Below are 20,105 nucleotides of genomic sequence, written 5' to 3'. Positions count from 1 at the left end.
CGGCTTGCCGCCAAATTCGACATGGAACCAGATTGCGTGCGGCCCTGTCGCCTATTCGTCGTCGCCGAAAAAGGCGTCCATGTCCCGGTGGCCCTCGAGGATGTTGACGACTTCGAATTCGTCGCCGAGATAGCGGTAGAAGATGACGTAGGTCTTGAACACGGAGCTACGCAGACCGTCTCCCAGTTCGTTCCGCTCACGTCCAATCACGCCAGGCAACGAAGCGCGTTGCTCACACCTCTGTCGAAGTTGCCTGCGAAATGCCGTCGCCAACGCGCGACTCCCGCTTTGCCGGGCGATATAGGCAGTAATGCCGATCAAATCATCCTGTGCATCGGCCGTAAAATGAAGGCGCGCCACTATGCGCTCTGGCCTTGGGCTTCCCACGCATCGAGCTGCTTGTCCGACGCAGCCTCCACTTCATCAGCCGAAAAGCGGCCCCCCCTCGCGATGGACGCATTGATCGTCTCGCGAAGGGCTTGCAGTCTCGCTTCGCGTTCCTCGACCAAGCGCAATCCCTCGCGGACCACTTCGCTATTTGAGCCGTAGCGTCCGTCCGCGACGAGCTTCGTCACAAGGTGCTCCAGACGCTCTCCGATCGATACGTTCATACCTGATCTCCGATCCCTCAGTCAGTCTAACAAATAACAGGAATCGTGCAATCCTTGGTATCTTGCAACGCCAATCGACATGCGAGGACCGCCAACCTACGGTGCGAATATGCGCGCAAAGCCGTGGGCATGTTACCTTTCAGGAGAGCGCAGGCGGCGGTAGCGATTTACAGCCTAATTGTCCCGGAGAAACCCCGGTCCCGTCCCGATGATCTTCTTGTCGGGCTTGCCGATCGCCGCCTCGTCGCGCTTGGCGTAGGGGATCGATTTCAAGATCCGCCGCATCACCTCGATGCGTGTGCGGCGCTTGTCGTTGGAGCGCACGATCGCCCATGGCGCGTGGTCGGAATGCGTCGCCTCGATCATCTGGTCGCGCGCCTGGCCATATTCTGCCCATTTGCCCAGGCCCGCCATGTCCATGTCGGAGAATTTCCAGTTGGTCAGCGGGCTGTGATAGCGGTCGTGGAACCGCTTGAGCTGCATCTCCTGGCCGAGGTCCAGCCAGAACTTGAAGAAGCGGATGCCTTCGCGCACGATCGCCAGTTCGTATTGCGGCGTTTCTTCCAGGAAGCGCACGTGTTGCTCGGGGGTGCAAAACCCCATCACCGGCTCGACGCCGCCGCGATTGTACCAGGAGCGGTCGAAAGTCACGAACTCGCCGGCTGTCGGAAAATGCGCGATGTAGCGCTGGTAATACCACTGGCCGCGCTCGGTCTCGGTCGGCTTGGTCAGCGCCACGTTGCGCGCTGTGCGCGGGTTCATGTACTGGCGCAGCACATCGATCGTCCCGCCCTTGCCGGCGGCGTCGCGGCCCTCGAACAGCACCAGCGCGCGTTCGCCGGTCGACTGCATCCATGCCAGCAGCTTCACCAGTTCGATTTGCAGCCGCTCGATCGTCTCGTCATATTCGTCGCCATCGAGTTTCTTGTCGTAGGGATAGCCGCCCGACGTCAGCGCGTGTTTGTCCAGCCAATCCGGCAGCACCGGATCGGCTATGTCGAAAACCCGCTCCGTGCCGCCGACATCGATCTTGACCCCGCTCGCCGTCATCTGCGTTTTACTCTTCTGGGCTTTCATGGCGGACGCATTCCTGTTTCGATTCATGCTATTGGGTGACATGACGCCGGTCCAGAAGCAATCCGTGGGGGAGTTTGGCAGGTCCGGCGGGCTGGATCGATGACCGACACCACCGAAGCAACCAACGGCCGCCGCCTGGCGCGGCTGGCGTGGGGCCGCCTTTGGCAGGCCCGCTGGCTGTTTGTCGCAGCCGTCCTCGCTGTTTTCATCCTGCACGCCAGCGGCGGCGGATCGACGCTGGCAGCAACGGCCCTCGTGCTTGCCCTGCTGGTGGTCGCTTCGCTCGCGCCCCGGCGGATACTGCCGGAACGCCCGGTCAGCACGGCGGCGCCGGTTCGGCCGGCGGCCACCGTGGAACTCTCGGCGGAGAGCCTTGCGGCCGGCGTCGCCGATCCGCTGATCGTCTTCGACGAGCGCGGCGTCGTCACGCTCGCCAACAGCGCGGCCGCGTCGGCCTTCGGCGACATCCAGTCCGGCATATCGATGCCGCTGAAATTCCGCGCTCCCGAAATGCAGGACCTGCTGGAAAGCATGCTGTCGGGGCGCTTTCCCTCCAAGACCGTCGAATACACCGAGCGCGTTCCGATCGAGCGGGTGCTGCGGGTGACCGCGACGGCCGTGGGCCGTGGCACCGGCCTGTTCGTCATCGTCTTCAAGGACCAGAGCGAGTCCCGCCGCATCGACCGCATGCGCGCCGACTTCATCGCCAATGCCAGCCACGAACTGCGCACGCCGCTGGCTTCGATCGCCGGCTTCGTCGAGACGCTGCGCGGCCCGGCGAAGAACGACGCCGCCGCGCGCGAGCAGTTCTTGCAGATCATGCAGAGCCAGACGTCGCGCATGGCCCGCCTGATCGACGACCTGCTGTCGCTGTCGCGGCTGGAGATGAAGGCGCTGTCGGCGGGCAATGCCAGGGTCGACATCGGCCAGATCATCGAGAGCGTCGTGGATTCGCTCCGGCCGCTGGCCGCCGAAAGCGGCGTCGTCATCGAGAACCGCATGGGCGACGGGAAGTTCGAAGTGCCGGGCGACCGCGACGAACTCTTCCAGGTCTTCGAGAACCTGGTCGAGAACGCCTGCAAATACGGACAGTCAGGCGGCCGTGTCGTGGTCTCGGCGACCCGCTCCGACCAGGGCGAGGTTGCCATCGAGGTCCGCGACTTCGGCCCGGGCATTGCCGAGGAGCACATTCCACGCATCACCGAGCGTTTCTACAGGGCCGATGTCGAGAGCAGCCGCTCGCACAAGGGCACGGGTCTCGGCCTGTCGATCGTCAAGCATATTGCGACGCGGCATCGCGGCCGGCTGTCGATCACGTCGAAGCTGGGCGAAGGCGCGGCCTTCACCATACATCTGCCGACCAAATAGCCGTGAATTCTTCAATCTGTAACATGGCTGGTCTATTGATTCGCGCGAAGTTAGTTTGGCGCGTCCAAAAAGTCGTAAAATCATGACCGCAATGCCTTCGCATCACATCGTCAGCGCTTATGACGACGAGCTGAAATACCTGACCCGCAAGATCGCGGCGATGGGCGGTCATGCCGAGCGCATGGTCGACCAGGCGGTGTCGGCGCTCGTCCATGCCGACCTGACGTTGGCGCGAAAAGTGATCGGCGACGACCTCATGCTCGACGAGGCTCAGCGCGAGATCGACGAGCGCACGATTTCCATGATTGCCCGCCGCCAGCCGCTGGCCGGCGATTTGCGCGAGATCATCGGCGCCATCCGCATCTCCGCCGATCTGGAGCGGGTCGGCGACCTCGGCAAGAACGTCGCCAAGCGCGCCGTCGCGGTCGGCGACGGGCTCGACCCCGCAAGCCCGTTCCGCGGCCTGCAGGCGCTGGTCGACCTCGCTCTCACCCAGCTCAAGGATGTGCTCGACGTCTACGCCACGCGCTCCGTCGACCGGCTTGCCGCCATGCGCGACCGTGACGACCAGATCGACGCCATGTACACCTCGCTGTTTCGCGAACTGCTGACCTACATGATGGAAGACCCGCGCAACATCACGCCGTGCACCCACCTGCTGTTTTGCGCCAAGAACATCGAGCGCATCGGCGACCACGCGACCAACATCGCCGAGGCGATCTATTATATCGTCACCGGCGAACAGATGCCGCCCTACCGGCCGAAGGAAGACAAGAGCCCGGAAGTCACGCTCGCCGCGAGCGTCCCTGCGTAGGCATCCGGCCGGCTGGTTCTTCCCGTTCCTCCTTGCTGAAAAACGCCCGCGCGGCCGTCGACAGTCGGAAATTTTCCGATCCGCGGATGAAGAAGACATTCCTTCCTCGCAAAAGCCCAAGGTATGGACGAAGCCAGCCTCGCCTGACAGGCCGTGCTTGGCTATAGCGTCGCCCGAAGGCTCCGGACTGCCGGAGCCAATTCCCGATGGAGAGGCGAATGCACCTTCAACTCCTGCGCAACGCGACCCTCAAGCTGAATTACGCCGGCAGGACCGTGCTCATCGACCCGGATTTCGGGCCAAAACACAGCCGGCCCTCCTTCACCGGCCGCTCGCCGAACCCTATGGTCGAGCTTCCGGAAAGCATCGGGACGATCCTGCGCAGTGTCGACTGGTCATCGTCTCGCATCTGCATCAGGACCATTTCGATACGGTCGCGAGGCAAAGCGTGCCGAAGACGCTTCCGCTGATCTGCCAGCCCGGCGACGAGACGACGATCCGCGAGCTCGGATTTACCTCGGTTACGCCGCTGACCGACAGCATCGACTGGAACGGCATCAGGCTGACGCGGCGCGAAGGCAGCCACGGCCTCGGTCCGGTGGTCGACAAGATGGGCTCCGTGATGGGTTTCAGCCTGGAGGCGGAAGGCGAGCCGAGCGTCTATTGGGCGGGTGACACCGTGCTCTATGCACCGGTCGCGCAAACCATCGCCGCGACGCATCCGGAGATCGTCGTCACCCATTCCTGCGGCGCGCGCTGGGACGGCGACCTCATCGTCATGGACGCGGCGCAAACCATCGCCGTCTGGGAGGCTGCCCCGACGGCGGTGATCGTCGCGACGCACATGGAGGCGCTCGACCATGCAACCGTGTCGCGGCAGGATCTTCGCCGGGCTGGCGACGAAAAAGGCATTCCAGCTTCACGGCTGGTCGTTCCGGCGGACGGCGAGACGCTGTCTTTCCCGAAGCGATAGCTAGCCGTAATACCAGCGGCCCTAATCATTGACAGTCGGCGCCGCCCCTCATCCGCCTGCCGGCACCTTCTCCCCGTGAAGGACGGGGAGAAGACTACTGGCCGCATTTGTTTCGGCTTTTCCGGCTTCGGTGATTGGCAGCGCCGCTAGTGACGGCGTCTCTCTCCCCGTTCTTCACGGGGAGAGATGTCCGGCAGGACAGTGAGGGGCGGCGCGGACGCTTAACCGAGTGACCTTGGTGCAATGCTGGTCGCGCGGCCCCGATCGGTCAGTCGAGACGCAGATTGTGGAAGCCGGCTACCCTGCCAGAACTACCGAACCCGGCGGCGCTCCGATGCGGGCTGGAAGGCGATCCGTGCATGGTAGCGGCAATACGGTCCGTTTTCCGCGCAATCGTTTCCGCAGAAGTGGAAACCTTCCGCCAGCGGGTCGCCGATCGGCCATTTGCAGGTGCGCTCGTTGAGCTGGATGAGTTGCAGGTTGCGCGAAATCGGCACGACATTGTCGCTCGTCCGCTCGGCGGGGCGCGGCATGGGCTGGGCATCGAACTGCGTCTGCAAGGCCGTCGCCCCGATCGACGGAGCAACCGGGCGTCCGGCAGGCGCCGGGCGCGGTGCCGGTTTCGCGGCGACGGGCTGCTGCGCGGGTTTCTTCTGCCTTGCCGGAGCGGGATTGGCGCGGCCACGCCCCGAAAGCTTGAGCCGATGCACCTTGCCGATGACCGCGTTGCGGCTGACGCCGCCAAGCTGGGCGGCGATCTGGCTGGCGCTCAGTCCCTCCGACCAAAGTTTGCGCAAGGTTTCAACGCGCTCGTCCGTCCATAGCATGGGTCGATCTCCTGACGCCGTGTGCGGGGGACTAGGAATCCTTTTACCATCCCGGTCACACAAACCGGGTCAACACCACATATACAGGTGCAGTTAGTGCCGCCGCACGAAATCTAGTTGTCTCGTGATCTCTACGTACCGTATCGGCTGACTCCGTGACAAGAGTCCCGTTTGCAACACGAATCGGAAAATTGGGTTTTCCCCAACTTGCCTGCGGGCCGGAACGATGCCGGCCAATGGACTGATTCGCTCGCGGGCGACGTTTCCGTTGACTTCGCAGCCGAAAAATCCAATATGCCGCAAAAGCCGCCGCTTCGGCGGCTTTTTGATTTCCTGGGATATCGGGGACCGATATAATGAGCGGATCGGCGCTTTACGAGACCTTTGCCCGCGCGCCCCTGGCGTTCGAGCGCGGCGAGGGATGCTGGCTCATCGACAGCAAGGGCGAGCGATATCTCGATTTCGCGGCAGGCATCGCCGTCAATTCGCTCGGCCACAGCCACCCCGCGCTGGTTTCCGCGCTGACCGAGCAGGCCGGAAAGCTCTGGCACGTCTCCAATCTCTACGAGATCCCGGGACAGAGCCGGCTGGCCGAGCGTCTCGTCGCCAATTCCTTCGCCGACAAGGTGTTCTTCACCAATTCCGGCGCCGAGGCACTGGAATGCGCCATCAAGACGGCGCGGCGCTATCAGTACGTCTCCGGCCATCCGGAGCGCTTCCGCACCATCACCTTCGAGGGTGCCTTCCACGGCCGCACGCTGGCCACCATCGCCGCCGGCGGGCAGGCGAAATATCTTGAAGGCTTCGGCCCCAAGGTCGACGGCTTCGACCAGGTGCCGTTCGGCGACATAGAGGCTGTCGAGAAGGCGATCACGCCCGAGACGGCCGCGATCCTGATCGAGCCGGTGCAGGGCGAGGGCGGCATCCGCGAGGTGCCGGCGCAGACGCTTCGCCGGTTGCGCGAGCTTTGCGACGAGAACGGCCTTCTGCTGATCTTCGACGAGGTCCAGTGCGGCGTCGGCCGTACCGGAAAACTCTTCGCCTATGAATGGTCCGGCATCTCGCCAGACCTGATGGCGATCGCCAAGGGCATCGGCGGCGGTTTTCCGGTCGGCGCCTGCCTGGCGACGGACGAGGCCGCGGTCGGCATGACCCCCGGCGTGCATGGCACGACCTTTGGCGGCAATCCGCTGGCCATGGCCGTCGGCAACGCGGTGCTGGACGTGATCCTGGCGGACGGTTTCCTCGACGAGGTTTCGCGCAAGACCTTGCTTTTGAAGCAAGGGCTGGCGGCCATCGCCGACGAATTTCCGGACGTCATCGAGGAGGTGCGCGGCGCCGGGCTCCTGCTCGGCTTCAAGTGCCGCATCCCCAACACCAGGATGCAGGCGGCGTTGCGCGACGAGAAGATGCTGTCGGTCACCGCCGGCGACAATGTCGTGCGCCTGCTGCCGCCGCTGATCGTCAGCGACGAGGAGATCCGCGACGCGCTCGGCCGCATCCGCGCCGCCGCCGGTCGACTCTCGACGCCCGCCGCAGCGGAATAGGACGCCGCGTAATGCAGAACGGCATAAGGCATTTCACCGACCTGTCGACCGTCCCGGCCGCCGAGCTGCGCTCGATGCTGACCGATGCCGGCGCTCGCAAGGCCGACATCAAGGCTGGAAAACGCTCGCGTCCGCTCGACGGCAAGGTGCTTGCCATGATCTTCGACAAGCCGTCGACCCGCACGCGCGTCTCCTTCGACGTCGGCATGCGCCAGCTCGGCGGCGAGACGATCATGCTGACCGGCACCGAGATGCAGCTCGGCCGCAGCGAGACCATCGCCGACACGGCAAAAGTCCTGTCGCGCTACGTCGACGCGATCATGATCCGCACCACCTCGCACGACCGGCTGCTCGAACTCACCGAGAACGCCACCGTACCGGTGATCAACGGCCTGACCGACGACACGCATCCGTGCCAGCTCATGGCCGATATCATGACCTTCGAGGAGCATCGCGGCCCGGTCGCCGGCAAGACCTTCGCCTGGGTCGGAGACGGCAACAACGTGCTGCATTCGCTGCTCGAAGCCTCCGCGCGCTTCTCCTTCAACGTCAATGTCGGCGTGCCGGACGGCAGCGAGCCGGCCGAGAAATATGTAGGCTGGGCAAAAGCCAATGGCGGATCCGTGCGGTTCACGAAGAGCGCCGAGGAGACCGTCGAGGGCGCCGACTGCATCGTGACGGATTGTTGGGTGTCGATGGGCCAGGAGCATCGCGCCCGCGGCCACAATGTCTTCCTGCCCTACCAGGTCAACGAGCGGCTGATGGCGCACGCCAATCCGGATGCCCTGTTCATGCACTGCCTGCCGGCGCATCGCGGCGAGGAAGTCACCAACGAGGTCATCGACGGCCCGCACTCGGTGGTCTTCGACGAGGCGGAGAACCGCCTGCACGCCCAGAAGGCCGTGCTTGCCTGGTGCCTGTGCGCTTGAACCGGCGGGGCAGCGCCCCTATTTCTGCGCCAACACCCTGAACATGCTGTTGTAAGCGGTGTCCGCAGTGGCCAAAATCCGCCCGCGGAGCCGGAAGGATTGGTGCGATGAGCGAGCAGCGCAAGCTTGGCGAGATCGGCTTTGCCGGAGACGATGATGTGGTGCCGTTCGAGGTCGCCGCGCTCGACGTGCGTGGGCGCGTCGTGCAGCTCGGCCCGATGCTCGACCAGATTCTCAGCCGCCATGACTATCCCGAGCCGGTGGCCCGGCTGGTGGCGGAGGCCTGCCTGGTCACCGTGCTGCTGGGCACCTCGCTGAAATTCGAGGGAAAATTCATCCTCCAGGCCCGCACCGACGGGCCGGTCGACATGGTCGTCGCCGATTTCTCGACGCCGAAATCGCTGCGCGCCTATGCGCGTTTCGATGCGGAGAAGCTTGCTGATGCCGTCGCCGCCGGCGAGGCCACGCCTGGAAAGCTGCTCGGCAAGGGCGTGCTGGCGCTCACCATCGACCAGGGCGAGCACACGCAGCGCTACCAGGGCATCGTTCCGCTCGACGGCACCGACCTGCAGGAGGCGGCGAAAACCTATTTCCGCCAGTCGGAGCAGATTCCGACCGACGTAAGACTGTCGGTCGGCAAGCTGGTGCGCCCCGGCAATGGCGGCAGCCGCGAAGAGTGGCGCGCCGGCGGCCTGCTGGCGCAATTCCTGCCCAAGGCGCCGGAGCGCATGCGCATGCCCGACCTGCCCGGCGGCGACGGCGACAGCATCTCCACGCAGCAGGAGATCGCGGATGCCGCCTGGCACGAATTGCTGGCGCTGGTCGCGACCGTGGAACACGAGGAACTGCTCGATCCGAAGGTGGGCTCCGAGCGGCTGCTCTACCGGCTGTTCAACGAGCACGGCGTGCGCGTCTTCGAGGGCACGCCGGTCGAGGACAATTGCTCCTGCTCGGAGGAGCGGATCCGCGGCATCCTCGAAGGTTTTACCGCCGAGGAGATCACGGACTCGACAGAAGAAGGTGTTATCCGGGTGAGCTGCGAGTTTTGCTCGAAGGCTTACGCGTTCAGGCCCGAGGAATTTTCGGCGGAGGCGTGAGGGCTGGCTCCAGGGGACAGCTTACCTAATTCCGCGGAAAGACGCGGCGCTTCAAGGTTGACGCAAGCGGAATTAAGTAAACTGTCCCCGGCACTTAACCTCAATTCACCGTGCGCTTGCCGTCCGGCAGGTCGAGCGAGAATGCCGGGATGTCGACGTCGAATGTGGCGCCGGCGGCGGTTTGCATCGTGTAGTGGCCGGCCATGATGCCCGACGGCGTCGGCAGCGGGCACCCGGACATGTACTGGTAGCTGTCGCCAGGCCCGAGTTCCGGCTGTTCGCCGACCACGCCCGGTCCGTGCACCTCCTCGACGCGGCCCTTGCCGTCGGTGATGTGCCAGTAGCGCGACAGGAGTTTCACCCGCTCGTCCGACTGGTTGTCGATGGTGACGCGGTAGCCCCAGACGTAGCGGTTCTCGGCGGGGTCCGAGCGTTCGGCCAGATAAAACGGCTCGACGCTGACCTCGATGTCGTGTGTTACGGCTTTGTACATGCCGGCTCCGGGCGAAACGGCCTTGGCGGATGTTTTTCCGCCAGGCATGGAAGGCGGCTTCATTGCGGCGCCGGTGTTTGCGGCGGCGCGGGCATCGGCACCGGATCGGCCGGCTTCACCATCGTCCCGTTGACGAAGGCCGAGCCGTCCGCCCGGATATTGATCGCCCATTGCAGCCGCCCGTCCGCCAGCGTCTTGGCAAATCCCTTGACCATCGCCAGCGCCGGCAGCATTTCCGCGACCTGCGGGTCGCTGGCGGCGGCGGACTGCAGCGTGGCCACCACCTTGTCGTAGCCAGCCGCCTCGAGCGTCATGTCGAACACCGGCCTGCCGCCCGGAAAGGTCAACTCGCCCTCGGCGACGATTTCGGCGTCGGCATTACGGATCGTGCTTTTCGAGAACACGATCTTCGGCGGGTCTGCCATGAAGGCGGCGGCGATCTCCTGGCCGACGCTCTCCGGCACCGGCGGCTCCTTGCCGAGGTCGATCGCTTCGATCAGTTTGCGCGCGGGAACGTCGAGGTCGAGGTTCGTGCCGTTGATGTTGATGTCGATCTCGGTCGGGATCAGCGCCGGCGCCCAGCCCGGCAGGAAGAGCGAGGCGACCTCCAGTTTCGACAGTTTTACGCTGTAGCTCAGCGCGCCGTCCTGGCGGATGCCGTCCATGGCCACCGAAACGCCTGCTTCGCCGGTCCGGAATATGCCGACCGGCGTGGTCACCGACAGGTCGGCAAGCGCGTATCTGCCTGCCACATGCTCCCACAGGGGGAGCGCCGCCAGCAGCAGCGATTTCAGCTCGGCCTGGTTGGCTTTGACCTTTGCCTCGTCATTGTTGACAACCGCGAAGGCCAGAATGTCGAGCAGGCTCCCCCACCGATAGCCCGTACCGTCTGCATCCAGCGACAGGGACGCGGCCTTCATTTCCATGGGGAAGTTGGTTTTGCCTTCGGGGTCTACGACGTTCTGGCTCTGGACAAACTCCGCCATGGCCTGTTTCGAGGTGAAGTCGATGCCGCCATTCGCCGACTTCGTGCCGGTCATCGTGATCGTGCCTGCGCCATAGCTGGTTTCGCCTCGGCCCGTCGGAGCCTCGGTCACCAGCTTGATGCCGGAATGCGAGCCGGTGGCGCTGGAGAACACGCCAAGCGCGGGATCGAAGACGCCGCTCATCTTGCCGTCGCTGACCGTCCACTGGAGACGCTGCTTCATCGGCGGCTGGCTGATCTCCACCCAGCCGTCAGGGGACAGCGCGCCGTCGACCTGCCAGGTCCCGTCAGCCAGCGGCTTCACCCGCAGCCCGTAAGGGGACACCTCATATCTGACCATGTCCTGGGGTGGAAACAGGCTGGCGATGCGGCTGAAATCGAAGTCGATCCTGTAGGCGTCGCCGTCGGGCGCAACCTTGACGATGCCTTTCTCCAGCGCGGTCTTGCCGACATAGCGGGCAAGCGTCTCGCCGAGCTGCGTGGCGCCCGTGGCGTCCACAGTCTGGGCCGCGGTCGGTGTGGCGACGGCGACGAGCAGGATGGGCAGAAGGGCACGCAAGGCGACGCTCCATCGGAAGGGGAAGTTCCGCACGGAGCCTAAGCAGGTTTGGCCGGATTAGCCAACAGACGGGCAACGGTGGACAGCACATATGGCCGCCAGGTCGTGGAAAAATCCGCGCCGGCCGTCGATGCTTCGCCATTGTGCCCGGCAAAAATGGTGTCAGGACGTGTTTGGTTTCTCCATCGCCCACTGCGCCAGCCCGTGGACGACCTCCAGAACGTCCTGAACCTCATGGGTGGATTTTGGCCGCCAGCCGGGCGGCCGGCCGGGTTTCAGCGGCCATACGCGGCGAGCCCGCACCGACTTGCCGGTTCGCCTGAACGGCGCGATCCTCGCCTCCTGGCGCAGCTTTTCCTTCGCGGCCGCCGCCGCGTTGCGCGCCCGCCAGCGAGCAAACCGTCTTGCCTGGCCTGGAAGGTCGTCAAGGGCGGCGGCCAGCGCTTGCAGGCGCAGGGAAATCCGCGTCGCGTCGACCGGATCGTTGGCGGACCGGCGGCGGAACGGCATGCCGGACGGCGCGCCATCGGCTGCCACTGGCCACGGGCGGACGCTCCAGGGCCGCAGCGGATCGAACAGCGGCAGGCTGCGTTTTTTCGGGCGGGCGGCGCGGATTTCGGCGGCCCGCCGGGTCGCAGCGATGCGCCTCAGTTCGTCCCGCGACACTGTGACGGCGATGCCGAAGCCGCGCAGCAGCGGCTCGATGGGTTTCGGCGTCGATTTTCGCGGACGCGCTGGCGGCAGTACGACCACCACCCCACGCGCCGCCACGATGATCAGCCGCCGCACTGCCGCTTCGGCCGGTCGCAGCAGTTTTGCGATAGCGCGATGCAGGTTTCGGGGAAGGGTAAGCGCCGGGGACAGTTTACTTTTTTCCGCCAGCGCCAACCCTGAAGCGGCAGCACCCTTCTGCGGAAAGAAAGGAAACTGTCCCCCAGCGCCAAGCCCTGCACCCATCCCGGCCATGGCGACGAGCATGGCCAGCACACGCTTCAGCGCTTCCCGGTTCTTGTCGACTGCCGCAGTCCAGTCCATCGCCGCTTCCTTCCGAGTAAAGGCGGGGAGGATTATCGCTCCGGTCGGAGGGGTGGGGAAAAGACGCGGGAAAATAATCCTGACGGATGCTGACAAGGACGGTGACTGACTATCTGCTTGAAGAAGCTTTCCCGCGCAATTCCAGTGTCTTGCCATGGGCGTGTTGCCTCGACCGTTGGCGCGCCCCTCACTGTCCTGCCGGACATCTCTCCCCGTAAGAACGGGGCGAGAGGGCCAGGCTTCACCGCTTTCGCCACCCTTGACCGTTGGAGATTTGCGGGGAGGGCGGCGCAGGCCGTCCTCGCCCCGTTCTTACGGGGAGAGGATGCCGGTAGGCAGGTGAGGGGCGGCGCGCAGGGGCGATATCTGAAGCATCTGCGAGCGCGGGCAGTGTGTCGCGGCAGCTTCCGCGACGCGGGCAGCGTTTGGCGGCAGCTTCGTTTGCCGCGTTCTTGTCGACGGAAGACAACAGAACGCATCGGCCGGGCTATCGGCTGACAGCGCGGCCCGCCCTGCCTGACCCTCGGCGCTCCGAAGCCAGCAGCGCGTTATGCCGCCAACGCGGCCGGCGTTACGCCGCCTTCAGCGCCTGCTCGATGTCCTCGATCAGGTCGCCGGCGTCCTCCAGACCGACCGAAAGCCGCACCGTGCCGGGCCCGATGCCGAGTTCGGCGCGCGCCTCGTCGGTCAGGTTCTTGTGCGTGGTGGTGGCCGGGTGGGTGATCAGGCTTTTTGCATCGCCGAGATTGTTGGAGATCAGGATCACCTTGAGGGCGTTCGAGACGGCGAAGGCCGCCCGCTTGCCGCCCTTGAGGTCGAGGCAGATCAGCGTCGAGCCGCCGGTCATCTGTCTGGCGACGACATCCGCCTGCGGGTGGTCGGCGCGGCCGGGATAGATGACACGGGCGATTTCGGGCCGGTCGGCGAGGAAATCGGCGATTTTCCCGGCGCTCTCGGTCTGCTGGCGCACGCGGATCGGCAGCGTCTCCAGCCCTTTCAGCAGCGTCCAGGCGTTGAACGGCGACAGGCTGGGGCCGGTATGCCGGAAATAATCGTGCAAATTCTCGTCGATCCATTTCTTGTCGGACAGGATGACGCCGCCCAGGCAGCGGCCCTGGCCGTCGATATGCTTGGTGGCGGAGTAGACGACGACATGCGCGCCGAGCTTCAACGGCTTCTGCTGCAACGGCGTGGCGAAGACGTTGTCCACCACCAGCCGCGCGGCGATCGAGTTGGCAAGCGCGGCCACGGCGGCGATGTCGACGACTTCCAGCGTCGGGTTGGTCGGGCTTTCCAGGAAGAACAGTTTGGTGTTCGGCCGCACCGCCTTTTCCCAGTTGGCGATGTCCGTGCCGTCGACCAGCGTCGCCTCGATGCCGTAGCGTGGCGCCAGCGTCTCGACCACCCAGCGGCAGGAGCCGAACAGGGCGCGCGCCGCCACGATATGGTCGCCGGCGCGCAGGCCGCACAGGATGGCGGCGGTCACGGCAGCCATGCCGGAGGAGGTGGCGCGTGCGTCCTCGGCGCCTTCCAGCGCGCACATGCGCTTTTCGAACATGTCGACGGTGGGGTTGGCGTAGCGCGAATAGATGAAGCCGGGCGTCTCGCCCTTGAAGCGCGCCTCGGCCGCTTCGGCGGTCTCGTAGACGTAGCCCTGCGTCAGGTAGATCGCTTCCGACGTCTCGCCGTGCTCCGAGCGCAGCGTGCCGCCATGGACGAGGCTGGTCGCCGGCTTCCAGTTGTGTTGATGGTCGTGCGCCATGGGTAACCCCCAATAAACAAAAAACCGGCCGCGAAAGTCGCAACCGGTCCATATGGCCTCACGGCCCGACGGTCCTTTAGCGACTTGTTTAACGTGGCTGCAAGCCGACCGGCCAAATCACCACGGGATAAGTTTCCCTTAGACCTGTCGTGCGCTTGCGTCAATCATGTGGTTGGCTAAAGCAGAAGCGTCGAACTGGAGCGTCACGTGCGCGGAGAAGGCATCCTTCCGGATCATAAGATCGCAGACCTGTTCCAGTCGGGTGCGCTTTCGGCCGCGCGTCCGCTGGACGGCGACCAGATCCAGCCGGCCAGCCTCGACCTTCGCCTCGGCGACAAGGCGTTTCGGGTGCGCGCCAGCTTCCTGCCCGGCAGCAGGCATCTCGTGTCCGAAAAACTCGACCGGCTGAAGCTGCACGAGATCGACCTTTCCAACGGCGCGGTGCTGGAGACGGGCTGCGTCTACATCGTGCCGCTTCTCGAAAGCCTGAAGCTGCCCGCCGACGTCGCCGCCTCGGCCAATCCGAAGAGTTCGACCGGCCGGCTCGACATCTTTACCCGCGTCATGACCGACCACGGCCAGGAGTTCGACAAGATTGCCGCCGGCTACGAGGGGCCGCTTTATCTCGAAGTCAGCCCGCGCACTTTCCCAGTCGTCGTGCGCACCGGCTCGAGGCTGTCGCAGATCCGTTTCCGCACCGGCAATGGGGTGATCGGAGAGTTCGCGCTGCAAGCGCTTCACGACACGGAGACTTTGGTCGCGTCGGAGGAACCCAACATTTCCGGCAGCGGCATCGCCCTGTCGATCGACCTCATGGGCGATGCCGACGGGCTGGTCGGCTATCGCGGAAAACACCACACCGGCATCGTCGACGTCGACAAGCGCGCTGCACACGATCTCTTCGACTTCTGGGAGCCGCTGTACCGGCGCGGCGAGCCCGGCGAACTGGTGCTCGATCCCGACGAATTTTACATCCTGGTCAGCCGAGAGGCGGTGCATGTGCCGCCGCTCTACGCCGCCGAAATGACGCCCTTCGATCCGCTGGTCGGCGAATTCCGCGTCCACTATGCCGGCTTCTTCGATCCCGGTTTCGGCCACTCCGCGGCGGGCGGCACCGGCAGCCGCGCCGTGCTGGAGGTGCGCAGCCACGAGGTGCCGTTCATCCTCGAACATGGCCAGGTCGTCGGCCGGCTGGTCTACGAGCATATGCTGGCGGGGCCGAAGATGCTCTACGGCACCGACCTCGGCTCCAACTACCAGGCGCAAGGGCTGAAACTGTCCAAGCATTTTCGCTGAGGCCGGATCGATCCGCCGAAAGCCGCGTTCTCATCCGGTCGATGCCGGATGAGGGACATGATGGCGGATGCGCGACCTTCGGACGTTCACCTGGAGCAAAGGATCGCCGCGGCCGAGCCGGGCAGGGGCAGGTTCGCGGAAACGCCATTGCAGATACCGGCGCGGGGCTGGCGCGACATTGCCTGGCGCATCTGGGACGCGATCAACGAGGATCGCATCTTCCTGATCGCCGCGGGCGCCACTTTTTACCTCCTGCTGGCCCTTTTCCCGGCCCTTGCCGCCTTTGTCTCGCTCTACGGCTTCGTCGCCGATCCAAGGACGATCGCCGAGCACATCGCCTTCCTCGGCGGTGTCCTGCCGACCGGCGGATACGACCTGATCCGCGACCAGTTGAAGGCGCTGGCGTCGCAGAACGAGAAGGCGCTGAGCTGGGGCTTCGTCACCGGCCTGGCCGTCGCGTTGTGGAGTGCCAACAATGGCATCAAGAGCCTGTTTGACGGGCTGAATGTCGCCTATGGCGAGCGCGAGAAGCGCTCCTTCCTGATGGTGAACCTCGTCTCGCTCGGCTTCACGGCAGGCGCGATGCTCGTCGGCATCGTGATGATCTTCTCGGTCGGCGTTGTGCCGGCGCTGCTTGCGCTTCTGCGCCTTGACGGATGGACGGAACTTCTCGTCAGCCTGTTGAGATGGCCGATCCTGCTGGTCATGGTCGGCACAGGCATCTGCCTGATCTTCCGCTATGGGCCGAGCCGGGAACGCGCAAAATGGCGGTGGATCACCTCCGGCGCGGCAATCGCCACCATCGTATGGCTGCTGGCGTCCTGGGGCTTCTCCGTCTACCTGCAGAACTTCGCCGACTACAACGCCACCTACGGCTCGCTGGGCGCGGTGATCGGCTTCATGATGTGGACGTGGATTTCCGTGGTGATCCTGCTGGTCGGCGCCGAACTCAATGCCGAGATGGAACACCAGACCGTTCGCGACTCGACCACCGGCGCGCCGCAGCCGATCGGCGAACGCGGAGCCTATATGGCGGACACGATCGGCAGGAAGTCGGACGACGGGAAATCCTGAGACGGGGACAGACTTCGGAAGCTAGCCCTTGTCTCCCGCGGCGCCGGCCTGCGCCAAAAGCCGCGATTGCATTTTCGGGCGGAATGGTGATCCCTTGCCGGCCGGGAGGTTCGCGTGCAGGGTTGGTCTGTCGTCATCATCGCCGTCGCTTATGTGACGCTGCTGTTCGCGATCGCCAGCCTCGGCGACCGCTGGTCCCGCACCGCCGGCTTGAGCCGGCTGCGCCCCTATATCTACGCGCTCAGCCTCGCCATCTATTGCACATCCTGGACCTTCTTCGGATCGGTCGGCCTCGCCACCGAGCGTGGGCTGGAGTTCCTGGCGATCTATATCGGGCCTGTGCTGGTCTTCCTTTTCGGCTATCCGCTGCTGAGCCGCATCGTGCGGCTCGCCAAGGCCGAGAAGATCACCTCGATCGCCGACTTCCTCGGGGCCCGCTACGGCAAGAGTTTTACCGTCGCCTCCATCGCCACGCTCATCGCCACGGTCGGCGCCATCCCCTACATCGCGCTGCAGCTGAAGGCCATCTCGGGCTCGGTCAGCCTGATGATCGAGCACTATACTGGCGCGCCGCCGTCCTTCGATCCGTTCCTCAGCGACATATCGCTGGCGGTGGCGCTGCTGCTGGCGCTGTTCGCCGTGCTGTTCGGCACGCGCCATGCCGACGCCACCGAGCACCAGGACGGGCTGATCCTCGCCGTCGCCGTCGAATCGGTGGTCAAGCTGGCGGCCTTCCTGGCGATCGGCCTGCTCGTCGTCTTCGTGCTGTTCGACGGTCCCGGCGACCTCATCGGCAAGCTCTCCGAGAACGAGGCGGTGGGCGCGGCGATGGGCTACGGCACGTCGCTGGGAACATGGCTGGTGATGACCGTCATCAGCGGCTTCGCCATCATCATGCTGCCGCGCCAGTTCTATGTGATGATCGTCGAGAACCGCGGCGGCGGCGAGTTGCGGCGCGCCACCTGGATCTTTCCGCTCTACCTCGTCCTGATCAATCTGTTCGTGCTGCCGATCGCCTTCGTCGGCCTGACCAATGTCGGCACAGCAACCAGCAGCGACCTCTACGTGCTGTCGCTGCCGCTTTTGACCGGACACGACACGCTGGCGATGATCGCCTTCATCGGCGGCCTCTCGGCGGCAACGGCCATGGTCATCGTCGAGACGGTGGCGCTGTCGATCATGATCTCCAACGATCTGATCATTCCGCTGTTCGTACGCAGGCTGCTGAAGACGGAGGCCAGTGAGGCGGGAGACTGGTCGGCGCTCATCCTCAACATCAGGCGCGGCGCGATCTTCATCATCCTGTTTGTCGCCTTCCTCTATTATCGCGAGAGCACCGGCAACGCTCGACTGGCCTCGATCGGCCTCATGTCGTTCGCCGCGATCGCCCAGTTCGCGCCGGCCTTCATCGGCGGGCTGGTGTGGCGGCGCGCCAACGCGCGCGGCGCAGCACTCGGCATGACGGCGGGCCTCGCCGTGTGGTGCTACACGCTGCTGTTCCCGTCGCTCGCCTCGCCCGACCTGGCGATCCTGACCGAAGGCCCGCTCGGCATCGAGGCGCTACGACCGCATGCCCTGTTCGGTACGGTCGCCGAGCCGCTGAACCATGGCGTGCTGTGGAGCCTGTCGGTCAACCTGCTCTTCTACGTGCTCGGCTCGCTGTCTCGGGCCTCCGTGCCGCTCGAACGCATCCAGGCGGCGATCTTCGTGCCGCGCGACACGAGCCCGATGCCCAGCCTGCGACGGTTCCGCACGGCGATCACCGTCAACGATCTGAAGGACACCATCGCCAAATATCTCGGCGTCGAGCGCACCGAGCGGTCGTTCCAGAATTTCGAGGCGGCCGGCGGCGCGCCGCTCGACGGCAACGAGCAGGCCAGCATGGCCGTGGTCCGCTTCTCCGAGCAACTGCTGGCCACGGCGGTCGGCTCGTCATCGGCCCGGCTGATCCTGTCGCTGCTGTTCCAGCGCCACGACAAGTCGTCGCGTGACGCCTTCCGCCTGCTCGACGATGCAACGGAAGCATTGCAGCACAATCGCGACCTGCTGCAGATCGCGCTCGACCAGATGGAACAAGGCATCACCGTCTTCGACCAGGATTTCCGGCTGACCTGCTGGAACCGGCAGTATCGCGCGCTTTTCTCCTTGCCCGACGAGATGGGCAGGGTCGGCGTCTCGCTGGACGAGGTGCTGCGCCTGCTGGCTGCGCGCGGCGAGATCGCGGCCGACGCGACGGTTGCCATCCTCAACCGCTTCACCAGCTTCGGCAGCCCGTGGCAGCTTGACCTAAAACGCAGCGGGCGCATCATCGAACTTCGGTCCAATCCCATGCCCGATGGCGGCATCGTCGCGACCTATGCGGACATCACCGCCCGCGTCGCGGCGGACCTCGCCCTGAAACGCGCGAACGAATCGCTGGAGCAGCGCGTGCGCCTGCGCACCGTCGAGTTGACCCGCGTCAACGAGGAACTGGCGCAGGCGCAGATGCTGGCCGAGGAAGCCAATCTCGGAAAAACCCGCTTTCTGGCCGGCGCCGGCCACGACATTTTGCAGCCGCTCAACGCCGCCCGGCTCTATTGCGCCTCGCTCATCGAGCGCGCCGGCAAGGGCGCAACGGGAGAGGCGGCGCGCAACATCGAATCCTCGCTGGAATCGGTCGAGACCATTCTGGGCGTGGTGCTCGACATATCGCGCCTCGACGCGGGCGCGATGAAGCCGGTCGAGACCGTGTTCCGGCTGGACGGGCTGCTTCGCCAGATCGCCACCGACTTCCAGCCGATGGCGCGCGAGAAGCGCCTTGAACTCATCATCGTGCCTTCTTCACTGACCGTCGAGACCGACCGCAACCTTTTGCGGCGGCTGATCCAGAACCTCGTGTCGAACGCCATCAAGTATACCCGCAAGGGGCGCGTGCTTGTCGGTGTCCGGCGGCGCGGCGAGCTGGCGGAAATCCAGGTGTTCGACACCGGCATCGGCATTCCGATCGACAAGCTGAACAGCGTCTTCGGCGAATTCACCCGGCTGGACGAGGGCGCGCGCGAGGCGCAAGGCCTCGGCCTCGGCTTGTCGATCGTCGACCGTATCGCCCGCGTGCTGCGGCTGGAAATCCAGATCGATTCGGGGCGCGGCAAGGGCACACGCTTCTCCGTTCTCCTGCCGGTATCGGCTGCGTCCGAGCCGATCCCCCTGAAAGAAGCAAAGCCGCGCCCGGCCGCCTCCGCCGCGCTCGGGGGATTGTCCGTGCTGTGCATCGACAACGACGCGCGCATCCTCGAGGGCATGCGGCTGCTGCTCGAGGGCTGGGGCTGCCATGTCGAGACCGCAACCGGCTCGGAGAGCATTCTTCGCAGTTCGTGGCGACCGGGCCGGATCGACCTCATCCTCGCCGACTATCACCTCGACGGCGAAACCGGGCTCGACCTTATCCGAAAACTGCGCGACCGCTGGGGCGAGCGGATGCCGGCCATCCTGGTGACCGCCGATCGCTCGAACGAGGTTCGGGCCGCTGCCGATGCGATCGAGGTGCCTGTCATCAACAAGCCGGTCAAGCCGGCCGCGCTACGCTCGCTGATGACCCGTGTCCGGCGGATGGCGCCGGCGGCGGAGTGAGGGCTGGGTTGCTTTTTTCCAATTGACGCGATTGTGCCCACATCGATCA

Annotated in this window: 18 protein-coding genes and 1 riboswitch; of the genes, 10 read left to right on the top strand and 8 right to left on the bottom strand. The window is 65.0% G+C overall.

Going from position 1 to position 20,105, the window contains the following annotated elements; all coding sequences use genetic code 11:
- Positions 1–51 precede the first annotated feature (51 nt).
- The 3 genes from ACSBOB_RS27445 to ppk2 all read right to left on the bottom strand — a co-directional run bounded on the left by ACSBOB_RS27445 (position 52) and on the right by ppk2 (position 1,688).
- Complete coding sequence (locus ACSBOB_RS27445; protein ID WP_442579207.1) at positions 52–360, bottom strand: type II toxin-antitoxin system RelE/ParE family toxin; 309 nt, start codon at positions 358–360, stop codon at positions 52–54.
- The gene (locus tag ACSBOB_RS27440; protein WP_442579206.1) at positions 360–611 is read right to left on the bottom strand and encodes a type II toxin-antitoxin system ParD family antitoxin; all 252 of its coding nucleotides are present in this window, start codon (positions 609–611) and stop codon (positions 360–362) included. The genes ACSBOB_RS27445 and ACSBOB_RS27440 overlap by 1 nt, the downstream gene beginning before the upstream one ends.
- Before the next feature lie 174 nt (positions 612–785).
- Complete coding sequence (gene ppk2, locus ACSBOB_RS27435; protein WP_442579205.1) at positions 786–1,688, bottom strand: polyphosphate kinase 2; 903 nt, start codon at positions 1,686–1,688, stop codon at positions 786–788.
- A 99-nt stretch (positions 1,689–1,787) separates the two neighbouring features.
- Between ppk2 and ACSBOB_RS27430 the strand changes: the two genes are divergently transcribed.
- The 4 genes from ACSBOB_RS27430 (at position 1,788) to ACSBOB_RS27415 (ending at position 4,843) form a co-directional block, all read left to right on the top strand.
- Complete coding sequence (locus tag ACSBOB_RS27430; RefSeq protein ID WP_442579204.1) at positions 1,788–3,056, top strand: ATP-binding protein; 1,269 nt, start codon at positions 1,788–1,790, stop codon at positions 3,054–3,056.
- Positions 3,057–3,147: 91 nt separating this feature from the next.
- A complete protein-coding gene (gene phoU, locus ACSBOB_RS27425) occupies positions 3,148–3,870 on the top strand; it encodes a phosphate signaling complex protein PhoU (RefSeq protein ID WP_442583848.1) in 723 nt (240 codons plus the stop codon).
- Positions 3,871–4,088: 218 nt separating this feature from the next.
- Complete coding sequence (locus ACSBOB_RS27420; RefSeq protein WP_442583953.1) at positions 4,089–4,340, top strand: hypothetical protein; 252 nt, start codon at positions 4,089–4,091, stop codon at positions 4,338–4,340.
- Complete coding sequence (locus tag ACSBOB_RS27415; RefSeq protein ID WP_442583847.1) at positions 4,262–4,843, top strand: MBL fold metallo-hydrolase; 582 nt, start codon at positions 4,262–4,264, stop codon at positions 4,841–4,843. Before ACSBOB_RS27420 ends, ACSBOB_RS27415 begins: the two co-directional genes overlap by 79 nt.
- 311 nt (positions 4,844–5,154) lie before the next feature.
- Here ACSBOB_RS27415 and ACSBOB_RS27410 read toward each other — a convergent pair whose 3' ends face one another.
- Positions 5,155–5,670, bottom strand: coding sequence for a GcrA family cell cycle regulator (locus ACSBOB_RS27410; protein WP_442579203.1), 516 nt, complete (start codon positions 5,668–5,670; stop codon positions 5,155–5,157).
- A gap of 356 nt (positions 5,671–6,026) precedes the next feature.
- On the opposite strand from ACSBOB_RS27410, the gene ACSBOB_RS27405 reads away from it, so the two are divergent.
- The 3 genes from ACSBOB_RS27405 (at position 6,027) to ACSBOB_RS27395 (ending at position 9,243) form a co-directional block, all read left to right on the top strand.
- On the top strand, positions 6,027–7,217 hold the full coding sequence (locus ACSBOB_RS27405) for an aspartate aminotransferase family protein (protein WP_442579202.1): 1,191 nt from the start codon (positions 6,027–6,029) through the stop codon (positions 7,215–7,217).
- A gap of 11 nt (positions 7,218–7,228) precedes the next feature.
- Positions 7,229–8,146, top strand: a complete 918-nt coding sequence (gene argF / locus ACSBOB_RS27400; RefSeq protein WP_442579201.1) for an ornithine carbamoyltransferase — start codon at positions 7,229–7,231, stop codon at positions 8,144–8,146.
- 107 nt (positions 8,147–8,253) lie between these two features.
- Positions 8,254–9,243, top strand: a complete 990-nt coding sequence (locus ACSBOB_RS27395; protein ID WP_442579200.1) for an Hsp33 family molecular chaperone — start codon at positions 8,254–8,256, stop codon at positions 9,241–9,243.
- 100 nt (positions 9,244–9,343) lie between these two features.
- Here ACSBOB_RS27395 and apaG read toward each other — a convergent pair whose 3' ends face one another.
- From apaG to ACSBOB_RS27375, 4 genes are all read right to left on the bottom strand, one after another.
- Positions 9,344–9,736, bottom strand: coding sequence for a Co2+/Mg2+ efflux protein ApaG (gene apaG / locus ACSBOB_RS27390; RefSeq protein WP_442579199.1), 393 nt, complete (start codon positions 9,734–9,736; stop codon positions 9,344–9,346).
- A gap of 59 nt (positions 9,737–9,795) precedes the next feature.
- Positions 9,796–11,280: a hypothetical protein gene (locus tag ACSBOB_RS27385; protein ID WP_442579198.1), complete on the bottom strand. Its 1,485-nt coding sequence runs from the start codon at positions 11,278–11,280 to the stop codon at positions 9,796–9,798.
- Positions 11,281–11,442: 162 nt separating this feature from the next.
- The gene (locus ACSBOB_RS27380; RefSeq protein ID WP_442579197.1) at positions 11,443–12,315 is read right to left on the bottom strand and encodes a hypothetical protein; all 873 of its coding nucleotides are present in this window, start codon (positions 12,313–12,315) and stop codon (positions 11,443–11,445) included.
- A gap of 571 nt (positions 12,316–12,886) precedes the next feature.
- The gene (locus ACSBOB_RS27375) at positions 12,887–14,077 is read right to left on the bottom strand and encodes an O-succinylhomoserine sulfhydrylase (RefSeq protein ID WP_442579196.1); all 1,191 of its coding nucleotides are present in this window, start codon (positions 14,075–14,077) and stop codon (positions 12,887–12,889) included.
- Between the two features lie 56 nt (positions 14,078–14,133).
- Positions 14,134–14,211, bottom strand: a riboswitch (SAM riboswitch).
- 73 nt (positions 14,212–14,284) lie between these two features.
- Here ACSBOB_RS27375 and ACSBOB_RS27370 point away from each other — a divergent pair.
- The 3 genes from ACSBOB_RS27370 (at position 14,285) to ACSBOB_RS27360 (ending at position 20,056) form a co-directional block, all read left to right on the top strand.
- Positions 14,285–15,373, top strand: a complete 1,089-nt coding sequence (locus tag ACSBOB_RS27370) for a 2'-deoxycytidine 5'-triphosphate deaminase (protein WP_442579195.1) — start codon at positions 14,285–14,287, stop codon at positions 15,371–15,373.
- Between the two features lie 57 nt (positions 15,374–15,430).
- Complete coding sequence (locus ACSBOB_RS27365) at positions 15,431–16,447, top strand: YihY/virulence factor BrkB family protein (protein WP_442579194.1); 1,017 nt, start codon at positions 15,431–15,433, stop codon at positions 16,445–16,447.
- A gap of 114 nt (positions 16,448–16,561) precedes the next feature.
- A complete protein-coding gene (locus tag ACSBOB_RS27360; protein WP_442579193.1) occupies positions 16,562–20,056 on the top strand; it encodes a NahK/ErcS family hybrid sensor histidine kinase/response regulator in 3,495 nt (1,164 codons plus the stop codon).
- Positions 20,057–20,105 lie beyond the last annotated feature (49 nt).

The organism is Mesorhizobium sp. KACC 23794 (assembly GCF_052180275.1).
GTDB lineage: Bacteria > Pseudomonadota > Alphaproteobacteria > Rhizobiales > Rhizobiaceae > Kumtagia.
Note: the sequence above shows the minus strand (reverse complement) of the source record. Positions and strands in the feature narration are given on the sequence as shown.